This window comes from Porphyromonas sp. C0041D3, assembly GCF_056590575.1.
In genome coordinates this window covers 15,297-41,410 of sequence record NZ_JBWPWJ010000006.1, presented here as the reverse complement: position 1 = coordinate 41,410, position 26,114 = coordinate 15,297, and the positions used below count along the sequence as shown (strand labels likewise).

The following is a 26,114-nucleotide window of genomic DNA, read 5'->3' as shown; positions in this document are numbered from 1 at the left end:
AAGATGAACTCTGAAAGTACTCTTGCAATTATGGCCTCTTGGGGGATCAAGATCATTCACGGATCCTATTATTGTCCCGCTTCTCATTTGCTTTATCTAAAGCAGATGACACATCTATTCAATGGGGTCTACCTAATATCGCCAGTGGACTATAGAGACCAAAATGCCAGTCGCTTATCGCCAATTGAACTAAAGAACTTGACCATTGTAAGCCTGCCTTGTTACTCGTCTCTGTTACAAGCTCAGCGGCATCAAGCGGAGTTCGCAAAAGCAATAGAACAATTAGAACCTATCGTAGATCTCTTCTACTGTAGGGTGCCAGATCCATTTTGCTGGATGCCTGCTCAGATGACAAATAAGCCTGTGATTATGCATTTTGTAGGAGACACTGTAGATGCAACGAAGCACAACATTCACTTTTCTTGGCTGAAGAAGCAGATTTTACTGGCTGGTTATTCTTTTGAATATAGACGAATCTTGCAAAGTGCTCGGAAATCAACCGTGTACACAAATGGATCACACCTAAGCGAAAAGCTCAGAAAGGAAGGGATAAATGCTACTCCAGTAGTTAGCTCAACCATCACTAAGGAAGACTTAGCACTTGAACCTTTGCGACCTCTGAGTAATAATCCTCTAAAGATCATCTATGTGGGTTACCTACGCTATGCTAAGGGAATAGATACCCTGATTGAAGTGATCAAGAGGCTTGAAGAGAGACACTTCAATTATCAATTTCATATCGTAGGCGATGGTGATATGTACTCCACGTTACATCAACTGATTGATGATTTGAAAATAGACAATCATATTTGCCTATATGGACATATTGATAATCGAGACAGACTTCTCTCTCTCCTTCGGTCTAGCGATCTCTTTTTCTTTCCGAGCTTGAGTGAGGGGTCTCCACGTGTGGTCATTGAGGCAATGAGTCAAGGGTGTCCAGTTTTGTCTACCCCAGTAGGATCTTTACCAGGTTGTTTTGAGGAAAACAAAGAAATACTCTTCTTCCCCTTTAAGGATGCTGAGATAGCCACGAGTAAGATCCTTCAAGTAGGCGATAATCTAGAAATGCCTACGCAACTACGAGATCGTGCCTATAAAAAGGTCTCTGAAAGGTTTACAATGGAGGAATTTATACGAACAATAACTACTTATAATCATGAAGCATAAACTACTTTTACTCTATAGCTGGTTAGTGCGAACCTTGCTAATCTGGTTACCAGATGTGCCATTTATTATGCGCTTTAGGGGATGGCTCTACGGGCTAGGTATGAGGAGTTGTGGTAAAAACTTTCAAGTTGCGCACGATGCTAATATCAAATGCCTTGACGGAATGTCTGTGGGGACTAATTGCTATGTAGCTAACAATAGCATAATACTTGGAAGTGGAACCATTGTGATTGAATGTGAGGTGCAAGTAGGACCTAATTGCGTGCTAGCCTCTGGAAATCATGTCTCAGTAAATGGGTCATACTATAATAATATGGGAGATATTGGAAATATTTATCTAGGCAAAGGTTCTTGGGTGGCTGCAAATTGTACCTTAGCAAAAGGTGCTGTACTCCCCAAGAATTCGGCTCTTGCTGCCAACAGCTTTTTAGGCACAGAGCTATCGGAATCTAACTCTATTTACGGAGGTGTTCCCGCAAAACTTATTAAAAGCAACGTTCCCTCATAAATGTATGATTGAGCGTATTGTGTTTACCGGAGATATTAATTTCTCTGATGCTTATTTTGATATGGGCTTCGGAGTTGGCTCTGCTATTCAGAAAGGAGAGAATCCTTTTAAGCACATCATGCACTTCCCGACGGATTATTGGGTGGGTAATTGTGAGTGCGTTGTTTCTGAAGATTCTTGCTATTCTGATTTGAGGAAGAATTTGTTCAGAATAGCTCCTTCTGTTATGAAGTCCGTAGATCACTTAGATTGCTATGCAATTGCTAATAACCACGTAATGCAACATGGGGAGGCTGCATACCAGTCTATGAAAGAGTATTTCGCTTGTGAAAAGATATCATACGTAGGTGCTATAGATGTTCCCTGCATAACACAGTCCATCCACGGGAAAAAAGTCGCTATTCTTGCTTTCTCTCAGCGTATAGAACAATTCACAGATGAAAGTAGCCCATATTACTATACCCCTGAGTATAGCCATATATTGGCTAAAATCAAAGAAGTCAAGCATGAAGTAGACTTCCTAATCGTGTACGTCCATTGGGGAAATGAGTTTATCAACTACCCCTATCAAGATCAAAAACTATTTGCGCATCTATTAGTTGATGAAGGAGCTGATCTTATTGTAGGTATGCATCCTCATGTTCTACAAGGATTTGAGGTGTATAGGGGGGTACACATATTCTATTCAATTGGTAACTTCGTCTTCAATATGCCAATACAAGATGCTAAATACGGAGCTGTCGTAACCTTTACCATTGATTCAGCTGGAAAGCCTTCTGTAGATTTTGAATATACTCAAATAGGTAAAGACTACTTCCCCAGCATCGTATCCAAAGAAGTCGTACTAAAAGAATTCCGCTTTGACTATCTCAATAAACTATTAGCAAAGAAAGAGAACAATGAAGAGTACTACGCTGAGACGAAAAAGAAGTATAGACGATATCGGATCCGAAACATTCTTGATATCCTACGTAACACTTCAAAGTTCAGGAAAGAAGATCTTCAATACATGTTATCTGACTTTGTAAAACGACGTTTTTAGCTATGCATATAACGACAAGCAAAACGGCTTCTAAGATACTTTATCCGTTGATAAAGTTTACGGAGTACCTAGGAATACATCATCCGGTATTTCTAATCAAACTCCGCTACTTGGTGCGCTTTGGACGACTGCCAAATCTGAAAAATCCGAAAGATCTAAATGAAAAGATTCTATATCTGAAACTCTATGCGGATACAAAAGAATGGACTCGCTTAGCTGACAAGTATAGAGTACGTGAATACATCAAAGATTGTGGACTAGAAGATATTCTCGTTCCCTTGTATGGGGTGTGGGATAAGTCATCTGACATTTCATTGTCGAATTTGCCAAAGAGCTTTATCCTCAAAGCAAACAATGGTGACGGGAAAGGGAGTTTCCTCGTTGTAAAAGATAAGGAGTCTGCAAATCTTGAAGAGATTAAGCAGCGGTCTGAAAAATGGCTCTCTGAAAGAAACATCGGAGCTTTAGCTGCAGAGCCTCAGTATCGAGATATTCCACCCAGAGTCCTTGCTGAAAAATTGTTGGAGTCTAATTCAGGTGGTCTTGTTGACTATAAGATTTGGTGTTTCAATGGTAGGCCTCACTCCATTCTGACCTGCTCGGATCGCTCTAACAATTCCGTGGCCTTAGGCGCTTACGACTTGAATTGGAATAGACTAGAGGACGCTTTAATCCCTTCAAGAGACTATCCGGCAGGAGAGCTGTTACCTCGTCCTGAAAATCTCACCGAGATGATAGAAATTGCAGAGAAGCTCTCTAAACCTTTCCCGGAAGTGAGAGTGGACTTGTACGATATAAACGGGCAAGTCTATTTCGGAGAATTGACTTTTACTTCTCTAGGAGGAATGATGCTCTATTATACACCAAAGGCTTTGCAAGATATGGGCTCTCGAGTTAATCTCAACTACCCCAGTATATGAAGCAGATATCCATAGTCATCCCCGCATACAACGAAGAGCGTTTCATAGAGGATTGTCTCAACTCAGTCTATCAGCAGGATTACCCTCAGGAGCTATTAGAGGTAATCGTGGTAGATGGCAATAGCCAAGATCGCACTGCAGAGATCATCCGAGAGAAGTTCCCTCAAGTAAAGCTCCTGCATAATCCTCGGAAGATAGTGCCCGTCTCTATGAATATCGGGATCGAGGCGGCTCAAGGAGTCTATATCATCCGGCTGGATGTACACTGCGTTTATCCGAATGACTACTTCAGCCGGCTTGTCCAATTTATGGAGGCTCATCCTGAGGCCGATAATGTGGGAGGTGTCTGTAAGACGCTTCCGGCCAATGATACCCCCAAGGCGGAGGCTATCGCTATCGCCCTCAGCTCTAAGTTCGGTATGGGCAACTCAGAGTTTCGTGTGGGAGCCAAAGAAATTAAGGAGGTAGACACAGTCCCCTTCGGGTGCTATCGTCGAGAGGTCTTTGATAAGATAGGGGGCTATGACGAGGAGTTGATACGTAATCAAGACAACGAGCTGAATTCTCGCCTCAAGCAGCATGGGGGGCGTATCTTCTTGCTCCCCGACCTGCTAATTGACTACTATGCACGCCCCACGGTGAAGAAGTGTGGGCGGATGTTTTATCAGTATGGGCTCTTCAATCCATTGGTAGATAAAAAATTAGTACAGTTCTCCTCTCTGAGGCGTATGGTACCTCTCTTTTTTGTGCTCTACCTAATCCTCTTTGTGGTTCTGAGTGTCATCCTGCCGAAGTTAACCCTTTGGTTCGCTATCCCGTTGCTCCTCTACTTGCTGATAGATATTGTGGCTTCCCTCCAATATATATCCAAGCCAAAGGTCGCCCTGTGGCTACTCTGCATCTATCCCGTCATCCATATCAACTATGGTATTGGCTACATAGATGGTATCCTGCGCCTCCTCTTCGCCCGATCTTTCGTCGCCGAAGCTAATAGGTAAAAGCGTTTTTTCTATGAGAGTAAATCGTACATATAAGGCTATGATTGATAAGTCTATCAGTAGTATGATATCAGCCATTGAACTGTATAATAAGCCAGACTTTCATTATAGAGAAGAGACATTTGCGATCCTAGCTGTAAATAGTTGGGAGTTGCTTCTCAAGGCACAAATTCTGAAGCAGAACAACTACAGGATGAATTCAATATATTGTTTGAAGTACGACAAGAAAAAAGATGGCTCTTCGTCAAAGCGAAAAAGCATAGAGCGTAACAGGACGGGCAATCCTATGGTTATTTCCATTGTGGAGGCGATGAATAAACTATCTTCAAACGGTCAATTTCCAAATCCTATCAAGTCAAATATTGAAGCCCTAATTGAATTAAGAGACAATGCAATTCACTTTGTCAATGAATCCTCTCTGACAAAGCAGATTCAAGAACTGGGGTTTGCCTGTATCAAGAATTACATCGATTTGCTCAAAGAATGGAATGTGAATGCCCGACTTGATCGTTATAACCTCTACTTAATGCCTTTAGCTTACGTAGATGGAAATAAACTGGTAGATACTCAATTCACCCAAGAAGAAACCAATTTTATAGACTTTATCCAGCAACAACTCAGGAAGACAGACGACTCTGGTTATAAGGTAGCGATGTCTATCGATGTAAGCTTCAAAAAAGGGAATTCTTTTGATGCCATAAAGGTCGTTAGATCAAAGGATGGACTCCCTATAACCTTATCCCCAGAAAATATAAAGATCACATATCCTTGGAGCTACAAGGCTGTGGTGGAAGGGTGCAAGAAGAGATATTCAAATTACAAACAAGGCAAGACGTTCAATAGTGCGATGAAAGTAGTGAAGCAGTCTCCTCAATTATGCTATAAGCGTTTCTTAGACCCTGATAACCCGAAATCGTCCAAAAAAGAGTTTTATTCGACTTCCGTCTGGAGTGTACTGGATAAATACTTTCAGAAGGTAAAGCGGTAACAACTATGTGGGCGAAGTGGTTATTTGATCGTGTAATGTCGCTTGTGGGGCTGATTGTGCTGAGTCCCGTGCTACTTGTCGTGGCGATCTTGATTCGGCTAAAGATGCCAGGAGGACCGGTACTCTTTAGACAGAAGAGAGTAGGGAAGGATGGCAAGCTCTTCACGATGGTGAAGTTTCGCAGTATGAGTGTGACTCATGGTGGTAGTAGTGTCTCTGTTGCCGGGGAATCTCGCATTACCCCGCTTGGAGCCAAACTCCGTAAGTACAAGCTGGATGAGCTTCCGGAGCTGTGGAATGTGCTGGTAGGAGACATGAGCTTCGTGGGTCCCCGACCAGATGTGCCCGGATATGCAGACAAACTTGTGGGTGAGGATCGGGTGATACTGAAGCTACGTCCGGGAATCACCGGCCCGGCATCCCTAAAGTATCGCAACGAAGAGGAGCTCCTTGCCGGGGTTGATGACCCTCAGGCCTACAACGACACCGTGATCTTCCCGGACAAGGTTCGCATCAATAAGGAGTACTACTACAACTGGTCTTTCCGGAAGGACATCCGGTATATCCTTCAGACCATCTTTGGTTGAGCAACTCAGCGATGGAGATGAGTCATAGTCGTGGTACTACTACCCCCGTTGATTCCACTTTCTATGCATTACCTTGCCTGTGTGAGAAGACACACCATATTAACAATCAGTGGCTGTATTAGCACTGAATTTGCCCCTAAGTGCAGATAAGAGACAACCGGGGTGTGCGGGGGTGGTATCTTTGCAGTCGGTATATGGATCGAGCTGCTGATGCGCTAAGATTTGTCTATAACCTCAGTAAGTCTACCCAACGAATTTGGTGTTAGCCTCGGTTCTTCAGTGCCATCAATTCAAGAATGGGGTCTATCTTGTGTCAAGCTGATCAGCATCACTCTTATCAGTAAAGCGCTTATTAGCACAATAGGCTCTGACTCCTACTTTTGAAGCTACGTCAAGTAGCAGGACTACGGCTGGAACAATGATGACGTGACTAATGCCGACAGATGCAGCAATTTCACTCGAAATAATAGGGATTGCTATTAATCCAATACTTCCTGCTTGTTGGCTTGCTTTCTTGCGTGCTTCTGAGTAGTCCGGATGACCACATATGAACTTATCAAACTCTATTTTAAATCTTCGCCAATAATCCTTTCGGTCTCCATATGAATCATTTTCTCCACCGAATCTTGCTGTTTGAAGCGATCCCCCTGTGGTCAACCATATCTCGGCTGTTTTTTCTTCCCCGTAGGTTTGAACCAACTGCTCAATGTATTTTCTCTGGTATGGCTTTAAGATACTAAACCACACGTCTTGAGATAATGTCTCAACTTCCATTATATCATCTCCCGTATATATTGTGCCGAAATGCAATAGGATGTCTGATTCAGTTCCTGAGGATTGATGCCCCCGATATCTATCCCTGAGGCAGCGGCATACGTGCCGATGAGCAAGCCAACTATTGTACCGGATAATCTATTGATTACAACGGACCCCGATTGTCCTGGTCTTGTCTGGATATTGAGTATTGCATGCTTTATTTTTACAGAATTCGTCTCCATAAGTATCTTCGCACCAACATCCGCCTCTTGATAGGTGAGTACTCTCATCCCTAAGACGCAGTGTGGAAATCCGTATATTCCTACTCTCTCTCCTATGCATACGTTATCCAATGATACTAGTGAAGGTAAAGGACCTATAACACGGAGGTCAATCTTTAGGATGCAAAGATCTGTTAGGGGGTTGACTTCGACAACAGTAGCAATATCACACTGGCACTTAAGTTCAGTCATGTCCTGATAACTATTTATGTCCCACAAGTGAGGATTCATAATGACTATGTCGTTGGTGTGATTGCCAATGACATGCCTGGCGGTCGCGAGTTTTCCATCGTTAGAGACAATAAAACCAGTTCCTAACATGATAACAATATCTCGACTTCTGTCATAGTACCCTACTACTCGGGTTAATTGGGTATAGTCGGCTATCATATTTTCTGGAGAAATTCGCTATTGTTGTAGTTTGCTTCACAAATATAATCATAATTCCGGGGGATCTCTTAAGTGGTGCCTATAGCCAAAAGAAAAATAAAAGAATAAGGGCGGTAGCATAGAGAATAAGGGCGGTAGCATAGAGAATAAGGGCGATAGCTTAGAGAATAAGAGCGGTAGCTTAGAGAATAAGAGCGATAGCTTAGAGAATAAGGGCGATAGCTTAGAGAATAAGCTTCCTGAAGAAATCTTGACGCTGGTGACTAACTTGGGACGAAGGTCATCCAGAAGGCAGTTGCTCTTTGCTGTTCTAAAACTCTGTTCTGTAGAGGCGATGACTATTGAGCGTATAGCTCTGCTGACGAAAAGATCAGAGCAGCATATTCGCCAGAATAACATCCGAATTCTACTCAGGGATGGGTTGTTAGAGCCTATATATGAAAGCCCGACCAATCCCAGTCAGGCGTATCGTGCCACTGAGAAGGGTAGGATAATGCTTGCAAATTATGAGATGGGTGTGGACCAAGTGGTTCTGTGAGCGAGCTGCTGTCCCTTCCGGGATCAGCGACCGGGAGCATCGAGAGAGGGATCAGGCTATGGGATTGTACAGAGAGAGGGCTAGTCACATCTTAGCTGTAAAGCTCAAAACCTCACGCATATAGTATAAAAGCTTACTGAGTACTCCTCTGTTTTTTGACCATAAAGACGCAGTAATTACACCTAAGTGCAGATACGAGACAATCGGGGCGTGCGGGGGTGATATCTTTGCAGCCGGAAGAGAAAGCTTGATAGAGTTAGTAGCTCTCACATAGGGGGGCATGGTTTCTCCTATTCTTAACATAGGAGTCAATCTCTTGTAGCATTGATTATGACGTGGGGCATGACCCCTGATTTCATTATATTTGTGGTGATATCAGAGTAGACAAACCATCAGATAAGATAACGATATGAGTGAGGAGAGAGCACAGATCAGTATGTCCAATACGAAGAAGGAGATGCTGGAGGCCTATCAGGCGTTGCTGGCAGAGGTGCAGACGAAGAGCTTAGAGAACCCGAGGGAGGAGCAGAAGCGGATTGAGCAAAATAAGGTCGTCGCTCAGGCTGAGGCTCTCTCCGCTGAGGAGATGGATAAGTTTGCCCGGGATATTATGGGTGGCTTTGAGCGCTCTGTAGCTCTCCTCCAGTCTCAGCTTAGGGAGGGCTTTGATAAGCTTAGGACGCTTGATGAGACGATCAAGATCAAGGAGGCTTGGATAGAGGATCTCTATGCCATTCAGAGCAATGCCGACTCGCTCTCGACACTCATCCTGGCGCAGAAAAAGCAGAAGGAAGAGGCTCTGCGAGAGCTGGATGAGATCCGGACCAAGCTGGAGCGAGAGATCGATGAGACACGCGAGGCGTGGCAGCGTGAGCAAGAGCAGTACAAGGACTCCGTCAAGCAGGAGAAGGCGACTGCTGCACTTCTCCGAAAGCGTGAGGAGGATGAGTATGAGTACACCACGAGTCAGAGGCGACGTAAGGAGGAGGATGCCTTCAGGGAGCAACTGGACGCTGATGAGCGAGAGCTGGCGGAGCGTCGCCAAGACTTTGAGCGGACTGCTGCTGAGCGGGAGCGGGTGCTTGCAGAGGCTGAGGGAGAGCTGGAGGGGCTGCGCCGTCTGTCAGAGAGCTTAGATACCCGTATGCAAGAGGTGGAGAGTAGGGCGATCAAGGCCACTGAGGAGCGCCTCGAGAGGGAGCATCGCTTTGCTTTTGACTTAGCCAAGAAGGAGACTGAGGGTCAGCTACGGCTGAAGGATCAGCAGATCGAATTACTGCAGCAGAAGATCGGGGAGATGGAGGCACAGCTCCGGGAGGCGGGACTAAAGGTCTCTACCTCGGAGGAGACGGTCCGAGACATTGCGCTCCGTGCCATAGACTCCTCTGCGCTGACTGGAAGAGCGCTATCGCGTGAGTCTCGCCCCACAGCCGGGCGTGAGACAACGGATGAGGCTTAAGCACTTCGGTAGTGGGGCTGCAACATTCATATGCTAACGGCTTATGATACACTTAACAATTAAAAACCTTGGTCCGGTCAAGAATACAGGCATAATGGTGATCACTCCTGTGACCGTTTTTTGCGGTCCTCAAGGGAGTGGAAAGAGCACTATTGCGAAGGTACTCTCCTCTTGTATTTGGCTTGAAAAGTCAATCGTAAAACAAGAGGTGTCGGAAAAGTTTTACACTCAAAACAGAATGTTCCGTAAAATGCTCTGTGCCTATCATCAGATAGAAGACTTCTTCAGAGCAGATACCTATATCAACTATGATGGAGATGCTTACACCCTCGAGTATGTGGATGAGAGGCTCCACGTAAGCAGAAAAAGTGGCCATACGGAGTACCTGCTTCCTAAAGTAATGTACTTCCCTGCAGAGCGTAACTTTATGGTTTCCATTGAGCAAGCGGACAGGGTTAGAAACCTTCCTCCCGCTCTTGTGACTTTACAGGAAGAGTATATAAAAGCTCTCGGAGGCTTGAAGAGCCCCTTCCCGCTCTTGGATGGATTTGCTATAGAGTATAGCAAGCAGAATAAGATAACCTACATTGTTAAGGGTACGAGTAGGGTTAGGGTCCATAAGGCAGCTAGTGGGTTTCAGTCATTATTACCATTGCTCTTGGTCTCAAACTCTCTCTCCGCCGGTATTTCAAAAAATAAAACAGAGACCTTGAGTGCAGAGGAGCGCACCTCCTTGCGGAAGAGGATTGACCGCATCCAAAATGATAACACTATCTCTGAGCACCTGAAGACGATCATAATAGAGGATCTATCTAAAATTATTGCGCCTAGATGTCTTTGGAGTGTCGTAGAAGAGCCTGAGCAAAACCTGTACCCACACTCACAGAAGGAAATCCTTCTATCGCTGCTTAAGGACAGGAAGCGTAACAAAGGTAGCGGACTGGTGATGACTACACACAGCCCTTACGTCATCAATTATCTCTCAATATGCGTGAAGGCGTATCAGGTGGCTGAGAGTCTCTCTGCATATGACGATGTCTCAAAGGTTGATGACATCATCCCTGCAGAGAGTCGCCTTGCCTCTCAAGATCTGTCTATCTATGAGATTACAAAGGATGGTGACATAAGGAATCTAGAGACCTATGATGGGATACCAACAGACAGCAACTTCCTGAATCTCGCTCTGTCAGAGACAAATGACTTATATGATGACTTAATGGATATCGAAGATGAAACAGGACGGAGCAATTGATATCTTTGATCCTGAGCTACTGGTGGAAGAACCTCGCTCGGAGGATCTCTTTGGCGTTAATGATGGTGACTCTAATGCCCCTGCAAAGGAACTCCGTAGAGCTTATACGACAACAGTGGGGGATGACAGCTGGAATGCGATCGTTCATAATGCCTCACGCAAGACCCTGCAATTCGTACCGGTGGATCACAATGTTGAGATGGATGCTCTATGCGATGGTATACTCTATGAGCACCTCGCTAATGCTCAGCTCGTTTTTATAGAGCTTAAAGGGGGGAGAAAAGATTGGATCCAACAGGGTATCGAGCAACTGAAGCGGACGATTAATGCATCTATGGCTAGCATTAAATCTATAGGGTTCACTCGATGCGAAGCTTACCTCTGCAATAATCGCCATCCACATTTTGCATACTCTCATAAAGAGGTTATGCAAAGGTTTAGAAATGAAACGTCAGTCCGATTGTATATACAGCAAGCCATCACGGTTGTTTGACTTAACAGTCTTGTTTTGTATGTCAATGAAGTAAACGGATGTGAGTTAGAGGAGAATAATTGAGACTTAAGTGTAGAATATAGTATGACGGAAGAGAGAAAGATGATCTACCTCTGCCTCGCTCACATGAGTGAGGAGGGGCTGGAGCAGAAGTATGTGAAGGAGGCCTTTGACACCAATTGGGTGGTGCCGATGGGCCCGAATGTGAATGCCTTTGAGAAGGACTTAGAGGCGTTTGTCAACAGCAAGTCGGACGACTCGGCTCCACTGGATCGGCATGTGGTCTGCCTGTCTGCAGGTACAGCAGCGGTTCACCTGGCGCTGATCGGCTGCGGTGTGGGTCCCGGCGACGAGGTGCTGGTGCAGAGCTTCACCTTCTGCGCCTCCTCGCACCCGATCACCTACCTGGGTGCCAAGCCTATCTTTGTCGGCTCGGAGCGGGAGACCTGGAATATGGATCCGGCTCTGCTGGAGAGGGCGATCCTTGACCGTAAGGAGCAGACCGGGCGTTACCCTAAGGCGATCGTCCCCGTAGCGCTCTATGGTATGCCCTACCGGATCGATGAGATCATGGCGATAGCGGATAAGTACGGTATCCCCGTGGTGGAGGATGCTGCTGAGGGTATGGGCTCCCGCTTTGATGGCCAGGTGCTGGGAACCTTCGGGAAATTTGGCGTCCTCTCCTTCAATGGAAATAAGATGATCACCACCTCGGGCGGAGGAGCACTGATCTGCCGCTCGGAGGCAGATGCGACGGAAATCATGTGGTATGCCACCCAGGCGCGTGATGCCTATCCCTACTACCACCATACCGCCATCGGGTACAACTATCGCCTCTCCAATGTGTGTGCCGGTATCGGTCGCGGACAGATGACGGTGCTGGGTGACCACCTCGCTCATCACAAGCACGTGCAGGCGCTCTATGAGGAGCTACTCGCAGACGTGCCGGGGATTGTGATGCACCGTCAGCCGGAGGACAAGCGGTATGATGCCAACTTCTGGCTCTGCGCTGCCACGATCGAGCCTGAGGTTCGGGTCAAGGGACAGGAGAATGCGTACCAGCAGGTGATCAAAACCGCTGTTGGTGGCGCTGCTGGGGTGATCCATCAGGTGGAGTCGGCAACGACCGACTGCCAGCCTAATGCCAATGTGGAGGCTCTCCGTGCCTTTATGCTGGAGAAGAAGGTGGAGTGCCGCCCCCTCTGGAAGCCGATGCATAAGCAACCTGTCTATGAGGATGCTCCCGTCTACACCGATGGGGTGGAGGAGGAACTCTTCCGGGTCGGCTTCTGTCTCCCGGCAGGTCCGTATGTCTCAGACGATGATGTCCACTATATCGTCGACTGTATCCGCGAGGCGATCAAGGCGTAAGTAACGCCTCTGACGTCCTAATATAATACACCGCACTCGAGCCTCAGAGGAGGAGCTTGGGTGCGGTGTATTGTACAGAGAAGAGTGGGACTGGTGCGAGAGCGCTGCAGTAATCCACCCTGTGGAAACAAAAAGGGCTTAGCCTGTGCCGAATGGTCTCACCGCGGCCCATAGGGACTAGACTGGCTGGGGGCCTTAATTAGGCGCTGGGGCTGCCCTTCATACGCTCAAGGTTGTCCTCCGTGGTGAGGGCCTGGATGAATGGATCGATACCGCCATCGAGGACGCTGTCTATGTCGTGGATCGATAGTCCGATGCGGTGGTCCGTGACGCGGCTCTGGGGAAAGTTGTAGGTCCGGATCTTCTCGGATCGGTCACCGGTGGAGATGAGGGAGCGCCGCTCGGAGGCGCGCTCTGCCTCTTGTCGCTCCCGCTCCTGATTGTAGATGCGGGTGCGGAGCTCCTCCATCGCCTTAGCCATATTCTGCCGCTGGGAGCGCTCGTCCTGCGACTGCACCACGATGCCTGTGGGGAGATGGGTCAGCCGGACGGCGGAGTAGGTGGTATTGACCCCCTGGCCACCGGGACCGGAGGCGCAGAAGATGTCGGTGCGTATGTCCTCACTCCTCAGCTCCACGTCCACCTCGTCTGCTTGTGGCAGTACGGCGACGGTAGCAGCGGAGGTCTGTATGCGTCCCTGCGACTCGGTCACCGGTATTCGCTGGACGCGGTGGACGCCGCTCTCGTACTTGAGCCGGCTGTAGACTTTCTCTCCCTCGACGGTGAAGATGACTGACTTGAAGCCGCCCATCGTCCCCTCGTTCATCGACGTGACGTGGCAGCTCCAGCCCTGCTCAGCGCAGTATTTCTGATACATCTTGAAGAGATCCCCGGCGAAGAGTGCCGCCTCGTCACCACCGGTGCCGGCGCGGATCTCCATGATCACGTCGCGCGAGTCGTCCTCATCCTTAGGGAGGAGGAGCATCCTCAGCTCCTGCTCCAGCTCGGGCAGCTGCTCCTCGATTGCCTGGAGATCCTCCCGGGCGAGATCGGTCAGCTCGGCATCCTCCCCGGCGGTGATGAGCTTCTCGTCCTCATCTCGCTGCCCGAGGAGCGACTCATACTGCTCCGCCTTGTCGTCGATCTCCTTGAGGTCCTTGTACTCCAAACTCAGCTTGCGGAAGAGCTTCTGATCCCCGATTACCTCGGGGTCGGTCATACGGATGGTTACCTCGCGAAACTTCGCACGCAGAGGAGCCAACTGCTCCGACAGGCCCATCATCGGTACTCGAAGTTGCCGAGACTGCTCTCGATCACCACCTCGCTCTCAGCGGCATCCTCAACCCGTCCGATGACCTGTGCGTCAATATTGAAGTGGCGGGCTACGTCGATCACCTCGGCCGCGTACTGCTCAGGCAGGTAGACCTCCATCCGGTGTCCCATATTGAAGACCTTATACATCTCCCTCGCGGGGGTCTTGCCATCGCGGAGGATGGTGTCGAAGAGTGGGGGCAGGTCGAAGAGGTTGTCCTTGATGATCTTTTTCCCCTCCACAAAATGCAGCACCTTGGTCTGCGCCCCCCCGGTGCAGTGGATGAGCCCGTGGATCTGCGGACGTAGCTCACGAAGCAGTTCCACCAGCACCGGTGCGTAGGTGCGTGTGGGTGCAAGAACTAAGTGTCCGTAGTCAATGTCAAGCCCCTCGACGCGGTCGGTGAGGCTGCGCGAGCCGACGTAGACCACGTCGTCGGGAAGGCAGTCATCGTAGGACTCGGGATACTTCTCTGCATAGTGATGGGCAAAGACATCATGCCGGGCGGATGTGAGACCATTGCTCCCCATGCCACCATTGTAAGCGGTCTCGTAGGTCGCCTGCCCAAATGAGGCGAGCCCCACGATGACATCTCCGGCAGAGATGCGGGCAGCATCGATGACCTCATCGCGCCTCATACGGCAGGAGACGGTGCTGTCGACGATCACCGTGCGGACGAGGTCGCCCACATCAGCGGTCTCGCCACCGGTATTGTAGATCCCGACGCCGAGGTCACGGAGTTGCTCGAGGAGCTCGTCCGTGCCATTGATCAGCGCGCTGATCACCTCGCCGGGGATGAGCCGGCTATTGCGCCCGATGGTGGAGGAGTGGAGGAGCCCCTGCGTGGCACCGACGCAGAGGAGGTCATCGAGATTCATCACGATGGAGTCCTGCGAGATGCCACGCCAGACAGAGAGGTCGCCCGTCTCGCGCCAGTAGAGGTAGGCGAGAGAGCTCTTCGTCCCGGCACCATCAGCGTGCATGAGATTGCAGTAGTCCGGGTCACCGCCCATGATGTCGGGCATGATCTTGCAGAAGGCCTGTGGGTAAAGCCCTTTGTCTATATTCTTGATCGCTGCGTGGACATCTTCCTTATCGGCGGAGACGCCCCGGCGGCGGTAGAGTTCGTTGGGATTGACGTTGGTCATGCTCATGATTTCCTTATTACTTCTTACTGTCTTTATGGCGAAGGAGATGCCCCGCGTGGTAGTAGTACCGGATGCAGAGGATCAGGCTGTGTAGCCGGGCGACGAGGATAGCCATCCTCGCGAGGCTCTGACCTGCTCCGTGACCTCTCCTGGGTCGGTGGTGTCACCGGTCACACAGGGATGGGTGATCTCATCGCCACCTACGGACTCCCTGCACAGGGGGATACTTTGCCATTATGGGTAAAGAGTAGGTATGGGTGCAATGGAAGACTCTCTTGACTCTTCCTCCCACAAAGGTAACTCTTTAGCGGATGAAATCAAATCATCACGCCACAGAGCAGGGGTACGCTGTCGCGCGAGGGTGGGGGAGAGGGGATAGGCAGGTGAGGATTAGGGAATACGACAAAAAGGGGGTACCTTTGCACCGCTTTGCGTAGCCTCTGGTGAGAGATATATGTGGCTCACGAATGCTGCGTTTAGTGATTTGACTAATTCATAAAGCTACATTTTCTGACATGGACTTAATTAAGGCAGTCGAGCAGGAGTTTGCTACCGAGAGGGAGCTTCCCGCATTCAAGAGCGGTGATACGATCTCCGTCAACTATCGCATTACCGAGGGTGACAAGACGCGTATCCAGGTCTTCAAGGGTGACGTGATCCGCATCTCCGGTGAGGGCGCCAATAAGCGCTTCACCGTGCGTAAGATCTCCAATGGCATCGGTGTAGAGCGTATCTTCCCGATGAACTCTCCCTTCATCGACAGCATCGAGGTACATCGCGTGGGTCACGTCCGCCGTGCCAAGCTGTACTACCTCCGCAATCGTCGCGGTAAGAGTGCTCGTATCAAGGAGCGTCGTTCCTTCTGATATAAAGTTTACTGTACACGAAAAAAAGAGCTATCGATCAGCATTTAGATGCCGGTCGGTAGCTCTTTCCGTATCGTAGGAGTGTGAGGTGGGATAGACTTAGGCGCTACGTGCTGGCGGGGCTTGCTCTCCTGACTTTCCTCTCTTTGGGGTTCGCTCAGGAAGGCTGGAGTGGTGACATAGACCTATTCTCCCTTGAGAATGGTCGGCTCACGCTTACTCCGCTTGCTCAGGAAGGCGAGGAGGCGGAGATCCACCGATCCTATGAGCTGAGGAGCGGTGTACCGGTGGCGTGGACGATGGAGTGCCACTACGACCGGCGACCATCGAGGTACAATACTTTTGCGCTGGATCTCTTCAGCACACAGACGGAGGCGGGGCTTGAGACCTATACCCTCTGTCCGGATCCTAAGGGACTAGAGGTGCGGCTTGTCCGCACACTCTCTCCTGCGAATGGAACAGGGAAGGAGGAGGTGCTGCTGCGCCATCCGCTGATATCTCCGGACGAGGCGTGGCAGAGGGTGGCTCTGAGGGTAGTCTATGATGGCGAACGGCAGATGACGCTGAGTATGCTCTCGCCGGAGGGAGGCGTGCGGCATGCCGATGTTGCGGTGCAGCTTGACGGCCGACCGCAGGGAGTGCTCTCGCTCAGGGTGAAATTCACCTCCGGGCGGATGAGCTCGACCTTCTGGACCGAGCCGACCTTTCACTCCCCCTATCGGAGCCTTGGACAGATACGTCTCCTGCGGTCTGCCCGGAGGAGTGATGGTACCCTTGTCCTCTACCTGAGTCAACCGGTAGACCTCTCACGAGCGGTGGCTCTGGTCGGAGGGAGGGAGACTCGGGTCGCCTATGGCGAGACGCTGAGTGAGGTGATCCTGCCGGTCACCTCGCCCTCCGACAGTGGTCCCATGGATGTCAGGATCTCCGGTATGGAGACGCTGGATGGTCCTGTGGGTGAGTGGCAGACCTCCATTGAGCGTCCATCGGCAGAGGACAGAAGCGGGCTGATCATCTCAGAGATCATGATCGATCCTCCGACGGTGGGTCCTCTAGCGCGGGTCCCCTATGTGGAGATCGCCAATAGGGGTACAGCTCCTGTGGATCTCGGGCGGGTGATCGTCCGCTGCCGGACTACCGCCTACGACCTGCCTCCGGTTACGCTGTCTCCGGGAGACTATGTGGTCCTCCACTCCTCACAGCATAAGCTACTGCAGGAGATTGCCCACACACTGCCGATGGATCACTTCCCCTCGATGAGCGGCTCCTTTGTCCTCAGCCTGGAGGGGCGGGATGGGCAATCCATCGACAGGGTGGTGGTGGACGACCGACTCTATGAGCCGGGACTGCAGCGAGAGGGACACTCCATGGAGCGGGTAGAGTCAGATCCGCCGCAGTGGCGCTACTCCACAGCCCCGATGGGCGGTACACCGGGCGCCCCATCACTTATGAGACCCTACGGTACGCTCGCAATGGGTGCGCTGGTGGTGAGCGAACTGATGCTCTCCCCAGAGAGTGTCGGGGAGAAGTACATCGAGCTCTACAACACCTCCTCTCATCCGATCGAGCTGGAGGGGGTCTATATGAGCTTCCGAAACAGTCCCGATGGCTCCTACTCTGCATGGCCCTTAGTGGTCTCGCCCTACACACTGCCGGCGAAGAGCTATGCCGTGCTGACCCCTTATCCGCCCGCCCTGGTGCGCCTCTACCCCCTCTGCGACCCCTCCACGCTTGTGGAGCGGATAGACTTTCCCTCCATTAGTTCCACCTACAGCGAGATCAGTCTCGTGGCCCGAGCGGATCGTACCACCATAGATCAGGTCGTCTATCGCCGTCAATGGCTGGGCGACACTGCTGCTGACCGGACTCGCCACTCACTTGAGCGCGTCTCTCCACACGCTGACGGGACGAAGAAGAGCGCTTGGCAGCGTGCCTCCGATGCCTCCCGTGGAGGTACTCCGGGACGTCCCAATAGTTCGTCAACGGAGAACGGATCGGCGGGCACTTGGCCGGACGACCCACGTCTCTCCTATGAGCAGATGATGGCACTCCTGCCACTGTATGGGGAATTGGCGACGCTGGAGCTCTTCACCCTTGATGGGCAGCAGATCTACCGGAAGGAGGGTGGGGAGGTGAGACCTTTTATCGAAAAACTGCAGGACGGAAAGGCCCCTCTGCCGACACTGATCGTCGTGGTGCGTGTGACTTTCACCCCTCCCGATCCGGACTTTCTTCCGCTCACCTACTCAGGTAAGTGGGTCCATGCCGGCGCCATGTGACTTCCCGTGGGAAGGGCAGTCGGTATGTTTTTCAGCAGTTGGGTCCTATGGGTGCATAGAGAAAGCAGAACAATTTGTACCTTTGGGACTGACTTAACAGAATACATAACACTTTAATCTTGCATTATGGCAAAGTACGACTTTGACAAGGTCATCGACCGTAGGGGGACCAGCTGTATGAAGTATGACGGCTATGGTCACTTCGAGAGCGACTACGAGGATATCCTTCCTCTCTGGATCGCAGATATGGACTTCGCGACGCCCTCCTTCGTGGGCGATGCTGTCCGTAAGCGTCTTGAGCATCCGGTACTGGGGTATACCTGCCCTCCGGATCGCTATTTTGAGGCGATTCAGAGTTGGTTTGAGAAGCGCTACGGCTTTCGCCCCGAAAAGGAGGAGATCTCCTATACACCGGGTGTGGTGTCCGGCTACTACAAGCTGATCCAGTGCTTCTCGCACGAGGGTGACGGGATCACGATCCTTCCCCCGGTCTACTATCCCTTTGCCAACGTCATCCGCGGCAGCAACCGCAAGTTAGTCGAGGCGCCTCTGCTTGTCCGTGATGAGCGCTTCTACATCGACTGGGACAGACTCGACGAGGCTCTCTCGGAGTCCAAGATGTTGCTCTTCTGCCACCCGCATAATCCCGGTGGTCGGGTATGGAGCGACGAGGAGCTACGCCGCGTGGCGCACATGGCTCACGAGCATGGAGTGCTCATCATGAGTGATGAGATCCACGCTGACCTGAGCTACAGGGGCGTGCAGCACCATCCCTTCCCCTCCATCTCAGAGGAGGCTCGCGAGATTACTATGTCGCTGATGGCCCCGTCTAAGGTCTTCAATATGCCCGGTGTGATCGGCTCACACTTCTACATTCCGAATAAGGAACTGCGGGAGAAGGCTTTTGCCTACATGCTGCAGTGTGGACTGGAGGCAGCCTCTTGCTGGACCTATGACGCCATTGCCACCGCCTATGAGCAGGGGGATGAGTGGTCACGCGACTGTATGGACTACATCGCTGCGAATGTCGACTTCGTACAAGACTACCTCCGGCGGGAGATGCCTGGTGTGAAGATGATCCGCCCCGAGGCTTCCTTCCTTATCTTCCTGGACTTCACCGATGCCGGCTTTAATGACCCGGATGAGCTGGTCGACTTCCTGATCCGGAAGTGTGGCGTCTTCATGAATGACGGTCGGATGTTTGGCACCGGCGGAGACTACTTCATGCGACTCAATGTCGGCGAGCCCCGCTCTATCATCGAGGAGGCCATGAAGCGTATGGCGAAGGGTCTCCGCGAGCGGAAAGCCTGATTGCTCGAGCTGATACAAAGAGAGAGGGCCGGCCCGTACAATCGTACGAGCCGGCCCTCTCTCTTGTTTGGATCTATGATATACTTCGCCATCCCTGATGTAATGGCGGAGCAATAAGTCAAGTGATCTGATTTTTCATCTGTGTGTTTCTTGGCGACAGCCCCATCTCAGTAATACATGACAGAGACATAGGGAAGAGAGTTCTCAGAACCACACCTCGCACCTACTTTAGAGCTGCAAGGGTCATTACTTGGGGAGTGAACAGAGGTTAAGTGAACCACAGGACCCTATTGACAGAGGTACCTATCGGTCATGAGAGAAAGAAAAAGCGGGAGAGCGCCTATTGTCAAGATGGGCACTCTCCCGCTTGTCAATTGATTTTAGCCGTTGGTAAACCCTATACTCCTACGGAACAGACGTTGGGCTTAGTGGCGTCAGTATGCGCGACGGACGATCCAGGCATCGCTGAAGGCGGGCGCGTACTTCTGCATAATTGCATCACGCGAGCGGACAGCGGCCTCCTTGGTGTCGTGACCGGTGACGAGGACACGGTACATGCCGGACTCGTTCTGAGCCAGGATCGCCTCGCTATATCCCTCACTGATCATACGCTCGCGGAGTGAGCGGGCGTTGGTGATGTTCTTGAAGCTACCGATACAGACGCTGAAGGTGCGGATGCCATTGGGGGCACTCTCGCCCTCGGGGACGGAGAGCTTCTCCTCCCGGACGTCCGAGTTGTCGGCTACGACGATCGGCTCATCCTGAGGATAGGTGCTCTGCTGGGCGATCTCATGCTGCTTAGCCTTCTCATACATTGAGCGATAAGCGCTCTTCTTGGGCTTGCAGGAGGTCATGCAGCTACCTACGAGCAGGAGCCCGAGAGCTGCTACGAGTACATTCTTTTTCATGATAATGATAGTGTCTAAAGTTATTGTTCGTATTTGGTGTGTACAAAAGTAGCGATTATTGATCAAGTTAGCGAATGGATCCAGCAGGTAGTCATAGGTGCCCTACCATCGAGAGGTGGTGCTGCCCCTCTATCATCGATATACGTCAGAGGGCAGCGACGGATCGCTGTGGATCGGTCGCTGCCCTCAGGTAGGGACAACCTCTAGACAGAGATCTACTTAGTCCTTATCGCTAAGCAGACCTCCGACGACAAAGGCGATGGAGGTGATGGCGGCCCCGCCAAGGGCGCCCATCAGGACGAGGGCCTTGCAGCCTCCCTCCATGGACTCATCACCGATGTATCTTCCGAGGCGGCAGAGGCCGCTACTGATCTCATTTGCTCTCATAATGGTTTGTTTCTAATTGGTTACTAAGGTTCTCAGCAAAGTTAACCATTTACCTGCTCTTTCCTCATCACTTGTCGAGGGACTTGTCAAGCCGGCCGAGGAGGAGTCGGTAGTGAGCGCGGAGGTTGGCATCCCTCGTCCGAGGGATGGTCCGCTTGAGCAGGTCCCGTACCTTCAGAGCGTAGCTCAGAGTGTAGTCGCTGGTCATATTGACGGTCTGCGCCCAGAGGTGCTCCGGGAAGCCGTTGCCGTTGCCGAAGCCAAGCAGCCCATTCTCCTCTCCGGCGTGATTGCAGACGGTCTTGTCAGCCTTATAGCTCAGGCTGAGGGCGTCAGACTTAAGCCCGACAGGATAGACGTTCTGCAGCCCATACTGGAGCGAGGCATTGAGGTAGCGGACAAAGGCCTCCTGCAGGGCGATCTCTGTCTCGCTGAGGTGCGAGGCGCCACGTAGAGTCGGGCCAAAGATATGGCTATAGACATCCTCCAGATACTCCATAGGGGAGTAGGAGTCGGAGTCGAAGTAATAGGAGATGGCGAGCTTGCCGGTATTGAGCATCGTCATCTTGAGGAGATCCTGCTGCACGAGGTCAAAGGGGCGGAGGGAGGCGTAGGGGATGTGACCCACCAGCTTCTCAAGCCCGAGCTTGCGGAAGTCCTCCGCATGCTCTATGAGCCAGAGGGCTGCCTCGCGCTGCCGCTCCTTGGGGAGCACCTGATGCCTCGGTATCCCGGAGGACTCACTCGTCTGCCGGAGGATGATGCCGGGGACCATCATAAAGATATTGTGGTAGTACCCATAGGCCTGTGCCAGGATCTGCTCATAGAGCTCTCCTCGGTGCTCAGCTCCCGGGTCGTTGGTGATCCACTCATCGAGGTGCTCGGTGATGTACATGAGGTTGCGCATTCCCAGCTCACCGGCGCGTATGGGATCATCACTCAGATCCTCCTCGATGGCGGTCGGGTCGAGACGGCTCTCCACCTGCTGCACGCCATAGCGGTAGATCGGATTGCCCTCATGGCGGGAGACATACTTCTGGAGCTCCTTGCTCTCGGCAAAGAAATTGTCCTCCAGCTCCGGGAAGACCTTATACCCCCACTCGATGGCGTAGTAGTCAAAGGCACCAAGGTAGGGCGGGTCGAGGGAGACCCCTTTGTCCTCCCGCTGTGCCACATAATTCCACCGCGCATAGTCCATGATACTGGGCGTGGTGCCGTACTTATGGGTAAAGGAGGGCGACCGGAGCGAGTCGACGGAGTAGGCGGCTGAGGCGGCCATATTGTGCATCAGCCCGAGGGTGTGACCCACCTCGTGGGCAATCACATACTCCAGCGACTCGGTGAGGAGGGAGTCGGAGAGTACCTTGCTACGGACTGCGGGGTCGAGCTGTGCCGTCTGGATGAAGCGCCAGTTATTGAGCGTCTTGATTACATTGCTGTAGACCATGACGGAGGCATTGATGATCTCTCCCGTGCGTGGATCGTACCAGGAGGGGCCCATGGCATTCTCGATGCCGACCGGGACGTAGCGGATGCAGGAGTACTTCAGGTTGTCGGGGTCAAACTCCGGGTCGTCCTTGGGGAAGTCTCTCACCTGCACGACGTCCTTGAGTCCGATGCGCTCAAAGGCCTTATTCCACCTCAGCACACCGGCCTTGATCCCGGCTCTCCAGCGCTCGGGGAAGTTGTCGTCGACATAGTAGACGATGGGCTTCTTGACCTCGGTCAGTTCACCCCTCTTAAGGGCCTCCATATCGACCGGCTCGAGCCGCCAGCGACGGATGAAATTGACCGTCTCTATCTGGTGATTGTCGCTCCGGAGGATGTCCTTCTCCGTGAGGAAGAAATTGACCCTCGTGTCGCTCAGTCTCGGTGTCATCGGCACGGCTGGCAGGCGGAGGAGGGAGTAGGTGACACTGTATGTGGTCGGGTAGTCCTCCAGTCCCTTGCCCCTGCTATTGGTGAGCGTGACGTAGGAGGTGCGCTCGACGCCTACGGTGGCATTGGTCTCAAAGGACTTCACGGAGGTGAAGCTCGAGAGGTCGGGTCGCGGGCTGCTGGAGAGTCGGTAGGAGCCCACCTCGGAGACCAGCGCGTCGAAGAAGCGCTGCTCATTGAGGAAGAAGTCGGTGACGTCAAAGAGGACAGACTTGCCGTCGTTACTGAGTCCCGTGATGGGGAACTTGTGCAGCGAGACATTAGTATAGCTCTTCCGGATATTCTTGACCAATGCCGACTTGTCGGTCGGGTCATAGAGGAGGTCATTATTTACCACCTCCATGACGACGACACTGTCTTTCTGGATGAAGCGGATCGGGATCGGTCCGCTATTCTTGAAGCCGGGGAGTCCGAGCTGGGGGTTGGAAATGTCCGATACCGTGGCTGCGATCAGCATCTCCTCACCGAAGGACTCACTCGGGAGCTCCATATAGAGCTGCTTCTCCTTGAGGTGAAGGGATAAGAAGGGTCCCTGAGCGGACCTCATCGAGGTGGTGTCCGTCGTGAAGAAGCGCTCGTAGGGGGACTTGGTCTGCTCCCGCATACGCTGCTCCTGTCGCTCACGAGCCACAGCGCGCTTGGACCGGAGGATCTGCGCCTGGGTCGTAGGGCCGCTAAGCATGCCGGTGAGGATGAGGAGTAGTATTAGGATGGGATGATGTCGTCTCATGGGTTACTCTCCTTTCAGTGCTTTATTGGTCTTGAAGAGCAGCACGCTGTAGTGGGCCTTGGCCTCGGGGCTCTTGGCCCACTTCTCCGCTTTCTCCAGCTCGGGACGCAGTCTCTCGAGTGCGGCGAAGAAGTAGATGCTCGACCGGTCGATGTCCTCCAGACGGATCTGAGGGTAGGGGCTTCGGGTCGGGTCACCGAAGGAGACCTCGGAGCGGTACCCCTTGAGTGCAGTGGGGACCATCACTGTAGGGACCTTGGTGTCGGTGACTACCGCCCGACCGAGGTTGATGAACCCTCTCTGCAGAAGGATCTCTGCTCGGGTGGGGTCGCGATGCTCGGTGAGCGAGGCAAAGACCTCCTTCGTCAGGTCCTCAAAGTACTCCTGCTGAGAGTAGCTGCCGGGGACGAGGTGCTCGGCTGTGAGGACGCGCATACGGGTGTTGTAGAGGTCATTGATCAGAAACTCGTAGAGCTGATCGTAGTAGCTGATACGGATCTGACTCCTGCACTCGAGCTCTCGATTGGCATACTTGTCAAAGTCCTTGATCTGGTCCACCACCCACTTGAGTGAGGCTCTCTGAGTCTCGCGGGGGAGCACGGTGTAGATGGGGTGCTCCGCGTCGGGGATCGAGGGATTGACGTAGATGCCACCGATCTGGTGCATAACGTTCTTCACGAGGGAGTGGAAGGTCTGTGAGATGGCGAGGTCCAGCTTATCCTTCTTGCGGGTGTCCTCGTCATCGGTGATCCACTTGGGGAAGTCGTGAGAGATGCGGGCGAGATTTTTCATCCCATAGTCGCTGCTCTTGATCGGGTCGTCGCCGAGGTCGCCCGAGATAACCCGCGGATCGTAGACATTGGTCTGCTCCGGGAGGTAGCGGTAGATCGGGTCATTTGCCTTGGAGGAGACAAACTTCTCCAGCACCTCTGCCTGAGCGTAGATGTCCTGTGAGAAGAGGGGGAAGTAGCGGTAGAGCCACTCGACCACATAATCATCGTAAGGACCGATCTCGGGGAGGGTCATCGGGACATTGTCCCCCGGCTGTGCCACATAATTGAGCCGGACATAGTCCATGATGCTCGGGGTGACACCGTGAGCTCGTACGTAGGAGGCGCTCCGGAGGGAGTCGGTCGGGACAGCCGCCGTGGCGATCATATTGTGCGACAGACCGAGGATGTGCCCCATCTCGTGCTTGACGGAGAAGGTGAGCATCGCATCCCGCTTCTCCTTAGGGAGCGGGAAGTTGCGGATCGAGGGGTCTACGAGGGCGCTCTGGGTGAAGTACCACTTGTAGAAGAGCTGCTCGATGTTATTGAAGATGAAGAGTGTCGAGCTGATGATCTCTCCCGTCCTCGGGTCGACCCACGAGGGGGCGTAGGCATTCTCTCCCTGATTGGGGATGTAGCGGATGCAGGAGTACTTGAGATTGTCCGGATCGAAGCCGGTGGAGGGGTCGGGGAAATCCCTTACCTCGATGGCGTCCTTAAATCCGATCTTCTCAAAGGATGTATTCCACGCCAGGATACCGTCTCGGATTGGCTGTTTCCACTCCTCGGGGAATGCGGGATCGAGATAGAGGACGATCGGCTCCTTGGGCTTGGAGAGTCCACCGGAGGCGTAGGTGGCGGAGTCTGCCGGCTCAAGCCGCTGTCGGTGGGCGATGTAGATGTTGTCGGTCTTGTCCTTGAGGGTGGAGAAATTAAGCCGCCCGGTGGTGAAGGTCCCGACGCGGGTGTCGGCGATGCGTATCGGCATCGTCTCCTCCGGCAGTCGGAGCAGGGTAAAGGTCGCCTCGACCGTCGTCGGCACATCGCTCGCCACGGAGACCATGCCGAGGAAGGTGGCGGAGAGCTTGTAGTTAAGCTCCACACGCACCTGAGCATTGTCCTCATAGGACTTCATGCCCTTGATGAAGGAGAGGGAGGATACCGGTGAGGCGCTCAGCTTGAGGTCACCGGACTCCTTCGGGATCACCCGCACGAGTGTGCTCTCGCGCGCCATCAGAGAGGTGGCGTCGAAGACCACTGCGCTGCTGTCCGGTGTGAAGGCGAGGACGGAGTAGGCCGCTACGGAGGGGTCGCGGTAGCTGAGGGCGAGCGCCTGCTTCATCGGCTCGTCTGCCTCCTTGGAGTAGACGATCGTGTTATTTTTTTTGACCACCACGGTGCTGTCTTGCAGCTCGAAGCGCATCAGCAGGGGCTCCTCGCTGCGGTCGCCTATCGTGAGGATCGATCCGTCAGAGACACTGGAGAGCGTCGCTCCGAGGAGCATATCCCGCCCGATCTCCGAGATGGGCAGCTCCATGTAGAGCTTGTCCTCCACTTTGTGGAGGGTGACGAGGCCACCCTTGACGGTCTCGACCTTCTTGTCTCTGAAGAGCTGACTATACTTATCCTTGCTTGTCTTGGCGTAAGACTCGTGGATGGGTGCCAGTCCCAGCATCGGTAGGAGCGTGAGTAGTAGTAGTCTCCGCATCCAT

General features: G+C 52.2%; 22 protein-coding genes. 14 read left to right on the top strand and 8 right to left on the bottom strand.

The window, feature by feature from the left end:
* Window positions 1-3: 3 nt before the first annotated feature.
* From AC1EKE_RS05545 to AC1EKE_RS05515, 7 genes are read left to right on the top strand one after another with little or no spacing between them, the layout of a single operon-like run.
* On the top strand, window positions 4-1,170 hold the full coding sequence (locus AC1EKE_RS05545; RefSeq protein ID WP_480308601.1) for a glycosyltransferase: 1,167 nt from the start codon (window positions 4-6) through the stop codon (window positions 1,168-1,170).
* Window positions 1,160-1,678: an acyltransferase gene (locus AC1EKE_RS05540; RefSeq protein ID WP_480308600.1), complete on the top strand. Its 519-nt coding sequence runs from the start codon at window positions 1,160-1,162 to the stop codon at window positions 1,676-1,678. Before AC1EKE_RS05545 ends, AC1EKE_RS05540 begins: the two co-directional genes overlap by 11 nt.
* Before the next feature lie 4 nt (window positions 1,679-1,682).
* Window positions 1,683-2,720, top strand: a complete 1,038-nt coding sequence (locus AC1EKE_RS05535; protein ID WP_480308599.1) for a CapA family protein — start codon at window positions 1,683-1,685, stop codon at window positions 2,718-2,720.
* Between the two features lie 2 nt (window positions 2,721-2,722).
* Window positions 2,723-3,640, top strand: a complete 918-nt coding sequence (locus AC1EKE_RS05530; RefSeq protein WP_480308598.1) for an ATP-grasp fold amidoligase family protein — start codon at window positions 2,723-2,725, stop codon at window positions 3,638-3,640.
* Complete coding sequence (locus AC1EKE_RS05525; RefSeq protein WP_480308597.1) at window positions 3,637-4,638, top strand: glycosyltransferase family 2 protein; 1,002 nt, start codon at window positions 3,637-3,639, stop codon at window positions 4,636-4,638. The genes AC1EKE_RS05530 and AC1EKE_RS05525 overlap by 4 nt, the downstream gene beginning before the upstream one ends.
* Before the next feature lie 40 nt (window positions 4,639-4,678).
* The gene (locus AC1EKE_RS05520; RefSeq protein WP_480308596.1) at window positions 4,679-5,626 is read left to right on the top strand and encodes a DUF3644 domain-containing protein; all 948 of its coding nucleotides are present in this window, start codon (window positions 4,679-4,681) and stop codon (window positions 5,624-5,626) included.
* Between the two features lie 5 nt (window positions 5,627-5,631).
* Window positions 5,632-6,213 carry a sugar transferase gene (locus tag AC1EKE_RS05515; RefSeq protein ID WP_480308595.1) on the top strand — a complete coding sequence of 194 codons (582 nt, stop codon included), beginning with the start codon at window positions 5,632-5,634 and terminating at the stop codon, window positions 6,211-6,213.
* 303 nt (window positions 6,214-6,516) lie between these two features.
* Here AC1EKE_RS05515 and AC1EKE_RS05510 read toward each other — a convergent pair whose 3' ends face one another.
* Together AC1EKE_RS05510 and AC1EKE_RS05505 are read right to left on the bottom strand one after the other, a co-directional pair.
* Window positions 6,517-6,987: a hypothetical protein gene (locus AC1EKE_RS05510; protein WP_480308594.1), complete on the bottom strand. Its 471-nt coding sequence runs from the start codon at window positions 6,985-6,987 to the stop codon at window positions 6,517-6,519.
* Complete coding sequence (locus AC1EKE_RS05505; RefSeq protein WP_480308593.1) at window positions 6,987-7,571, bottom strand: S1 family peptidase; 585 nt, start codon at window positions 7,569-7,571, stop codon at window positions 6,987-6,989. Before AC1EKE_RS05505 ends, AC1EKE_RS05510 begins: the two co-directional genes overlap by 1 nt.
* A gap of 1,016 nt (window positions 7,572-8,587) precedes the next feature.
* Here AC1EKE_RS05505 and AC1EKE_RS05500 point away from each other — a divergent pair.
* From AC1EKE_RS05500 to AC1EKE_RS05485, 4 genes are all read left to right on the top strand, one after another.
* A complete protein-coding gene (locus tag AC1EKE_RS05500; protein ID WP_480308592.1) occupies window positions 8,588-9,637 on the top strand; it encodes a hypothetical protein in 1,050 nt (349 codons plus the stop codon).
* A 43-nt stretch (window positions 9,638-9,680) separates the two neighbouring features.
* On the top strand, window positions 9,681-10,889 hold the full coding sequence (locus tag AC1EKE_RS05495) for an AAA family ATPase (protein WP_480308591.1): 1,209 nt from the start codon (window positions 9,681-9,683) through the stop codon (window positions 10,887-10,889).
* Window positions 10,867-11,382 carry a hypothetical protein gene (locus AC1EKE_RS05490; RefSeq protein WP_480308590.1) on the top strand — a complete coding sequence of 172 codons (516 nt, stop codon included), beginning with the start codon at window positions 10,867-10,869 and terminating at the stop codon, window positions 11,380-11,382. The genes AC1EKE_RS05495 and AC1EKE_RS05490 overlap by 23 nt, the downstream gene beginning before the upstream one ends.
* Window positions 11,383-11,466: 84 nt before the next feature.
* Window positions 11,467-12,753 carry a DegT/DnrJ/EryC1/StrS family aminotransferase gene (locus tag AC1EKE_RS05485; protein ID WP_480308589.1) on the top strand — a complete coding sequence of 429 codons (1,287 nt, stop codon included), beginning with the start codon at window positions 11,467-11,469 and terminating at the stop codon, window positions 12,751-12,753.
* A 199-nt stretch (window positions 12,754-12,952) separates the two neighbouring features.
* Here AC1EKE_RS05485 and prfA read toward each other — a convergent pair whose 3' ends face one another.
* Window positions 12,953-14,035 carry a peptide chain release factor 1 gene (prfA, locus tag AC1EKE_RS05480; RefSeq protein WP_480308588.1) on the bottom strand — a complete coding sequence of 361 codons (1,083 nt, stop codon included), beginning with the start codon at window positions 14,033-14,035 and terminating at the stop codon, window positions 12,953-12,955.
* Window positions 14,032-15,219 carry an AIR synthase-related protein gene (locus tag AC1EKE_RS05475; protein ID WP_480308587.1) on the bottom strand — a complete coding sequence of 396 codons (1,188 nt, stop codon included), beginning with the start codon at window positions 15,217-15,219 and terminating at the stop codon, window positions 14,032-14,034. The genes prfA and AC1EKE_RS05475 overlap by 4 nt, the downstream gene beginning before the upstream one ends.
* A gap of 509 nt (window positions 15,220-15,728) precedes the next feature.
* On the opposite strand from AC1EKE_RS05475, the gene rplS reads away from it, so the two are divergent.
* The 3 genes from rplS to AC1EKE_RS05460 all read left to right on the top strand — a co-directional run bounded on the left by rplS (window position 15,729) and on the right by AC1EKE_RS05460 (window position 19,669).
* Entirely contained in the window at window positions 15,729-16,079 is a 351-nt protein-coding gene (gene rplS / locus AC1EKE_RS05470) for a 50S ribosomal protein L19 (protein ID WP_296164266.1), read from the top strand.
* Window positions 16,080-16,162: 83 nt separating this feature from the next.
* Window positions 16,163-18,358, top strand: a complete 2,196-nt coding sequence (locus AC1EKE_RS05465) for a lamin tail domain-containing protein (protein WP_480308586.1) — start codon at window positions 16,163-16,165, stop codon at window positions 18,356-18,358.
* A gap of 126 nt (window positions 18,359-18,484) precedes the next feature.
* Window positions 18,485-19,669: a MalY/PatB family protein gene (locus AC1EKE_RS05460; RefSeq protein WP_480308585.1), complete on the top strand. Its 1,185-nt coding sequence runs from the start codon at window positions 18,485-18,487 to the stop codon at window positions 19,667-19,669.
* Between the two features lie 434 nt (window positions 19,670-20,103).
* On the opposite strand, the gene AC1EKE_RS05455 is transcribed toward AC1EKE_RS05460, so the two are convergent.
* From AC1EKE_RS05455 to AC1EKE_RS05440, 4 genes are all read right to left on the bottom strand, one after another.
* Complete coding sequence (locus AC1EKE_RS05455) at window positions 20,104-20,577, bottom strand: SPOR domain-containing protein (RefSeq protein ID WP_480308584.1); 474 nt, start codon at window positions 20,575-20,577, stop codon at window positions 20,104-20,106.
* 219 nt (window positions 20,578-20,796) lie between these two features.
* Complete coding sequence (locus tag AC1EKE_RS05450; protein ID WP_296164388.1) at window positions 20,797-20,964, bottom strand: hypothetical protein; 168 nt, start codon at window positions 20,962-20,964, stop codon at window positions 20,797-20,799.
* A 67-nt stretch (window positions 20,965-21,031) separates the two neighbouring features.
* Complete coding sequence (locus AC1EKE_RS05445; protein ID WP_480308583.1) at window positions 21,032-23,632, bottom strand: zinc-dependent metalloprotease; 2,601 nt, start codon at window positions 23,630-23,632, stop codon at window positions 21,032-21,034.
* A 3-nt stretch (window positions 23,633-23,635) separates the two neighbouring features.
* The gene (locus AC1EKE_RS05440; protein WP_480308582.1) at window positions 23,636-26,110 is read right to left on the bottom strand and encodes a zinc-dependent metalloprotease; all 2,475 of its coding nucleotides are present in this window, start codon (window positions 26,108-26,110) and stop codon (window positions 23,636-23,638) included.
* Between the last annotated feature and the right edge of the window lie 4 nt (window positions 26,111-26,114).

What these genes read in the sequence shown, in the direction of transcription:
- AC1EKE_RS05545 (WP_480308601.1), top strand. Translation starts at nt 4, where the DNA reads ATGAACTCTGAAAGTACTCTTGCAATTATGGCCTCTTGGGGGATCAAG.
- AC1EKE_RS05540 (WP_480308600.1), top strand. Translation starts at nt 1,160, where the DNA reads ATGAAGCATAAACTACTTTTACTCTATAGCTGGTTAGTGCGAACCTTG.
- AC1EKE_RS05535 (WP_480308599.1), top strand. Translation starts at nt 1,683, where the DNA reads ATGATTGAGCGTATTGTGTTTACCGGAGATATTAATTTCTCTGATGCT.
- AC1EKE_RS05530 (WP_480308598.1), top strand. Translation starts at nt 2,723, where the DNA reads ATGCATATAACGACAAGCAAAACGGCTTCTAAGATACTTTATCCGTTG.
- AC1EKE_RS05525 (WP_480308597.1), top strand. Translation starts at nt 3,637, where the DNA reads ATGAAGCAGATATCCATAGTCATCCCCGCATACAACGAAGAGCGTTTC.
- AC1EKE_RS05520 (WP_480308596.1), top strand. Translation starts at nt 4,679, where the DNA reads ATGATTGATAAGTCTATCAGTAGTATGATATCAGCCATTGAACTGTAT.
- AC1EKE_RS05515 (WP_480308595.1), top strand. Translation starts at nt 5,632, where the DNA reads ATGTGGGCGAAGTGGTTATTTGATCGTGTAATGTCGCTTGTGGGGCTG.
- AC1EKE_RS05510 (WP_480308594.1), bottom strand. Translation starts at nt 6,987, where the DNA reads ATGGAAGTTGAGACATTATCTCAAGACGTGTGGTTTAGTATCTTAAAG.
- AC1EKE_RS05505 (WP_480308593.1), bottom strand. Translation starts at nt 7,571, where the DNA reads ATGTTAGGAACTGGTTTTATTGTCTCTAACGATGGAAAACTCGCGACC.
- AC1EKE_RS05500 (WP_480308592.1), top strand. Translation starts at nt 8,588, where the DNA reads ATGAGTGAGGAGAGAGCACAGATCAGTATGTCCAATACGAAGAAGGAG.
- AC1EKE_RS05495 (WP_480308591.1), top strand. Translation starts at nt 9,681, where the DNA reads ATGATACACTTAACAATTAAAAACCTTGGTCCGGTCAAGAATACAGGC.
- AC1EKE_RS05490 (WP_480308590.1), top strand. Translation starts at nt 10,867, where the DNA reads ATGAAACAGGACGGAGCAATTGATATCTTTGATCCTGAGCTACTGGTG.
- AC1EKE_RS05485 (WP_480308589.1), top strand. Translation starts at nt 11,467, where the DNA reads ATGACGGAAGAGAGAAAGATGATCTACCTCTGCCTCGCTCACATGAGT.
- prfA (WP_480308588.1), bottom strand. Translation starts at nt 14,035, where the DNA reads ATGATGGGCCTGTCGGAGCAGTTGGCTCCTCTGCGTGCGAAGTTTCGC.
- AC1EKE_RS05475 (WP_480308587.1), bottom strand. Translation starts at nt 15,219, where the DNA reads ATGAGCATGACCAACGTCAATCCCAACGAACTCTACCGCCGCCGGGGC.
- rplS (WP_296164266.1), top strand. Translation starts at nt 15,729, where the DNA reads ATGGACTTAATTAAGGCAGTCGAGCAGGAGTTTGCTACCGAGAGGGAG.
- AC1EKE_RS05460 (WP_480308585.1), top strand. Translation starts at nt 18,485, where the DNA reads ATGGCAAAGTACGACTTTGACAAGGTCATCGACCGTAGGGGGACCAGC.
- AC1EKE_RS05455 (WP_480308584.1), bottom strand. Translation starts at nt 20,577, where the DNA reads ATGAAAAAGAATGTACTCGTAGCAGCTCTCGGGCTCCTGCTCGTAGGT.
- AC1EKE_RS05450 (WP_296164388.1), bottom strand. Translation starts at nt 20,964, where the DNA reads ATGAGAGCAAATGAGATCAGTAGCGGCCTCTGCCGCCTCGGAAGATAC.
- AC1EKE_RS05445 (WP_480308583.1), bottom strand. Translation starts at nt 23,632, where the DNA reads ATGAGACGACATCATCCCATCCTAATACTACTCCTCATCCTCACCGGC.
- AC1EKE_RS05440 (WP_480308582.1), bottom strand. Translation starts at nt 26,110, where the DNA reads ATGCGGAGACTACTACTACTCACGCTCCTACCGATGCTGGGACTGGCA.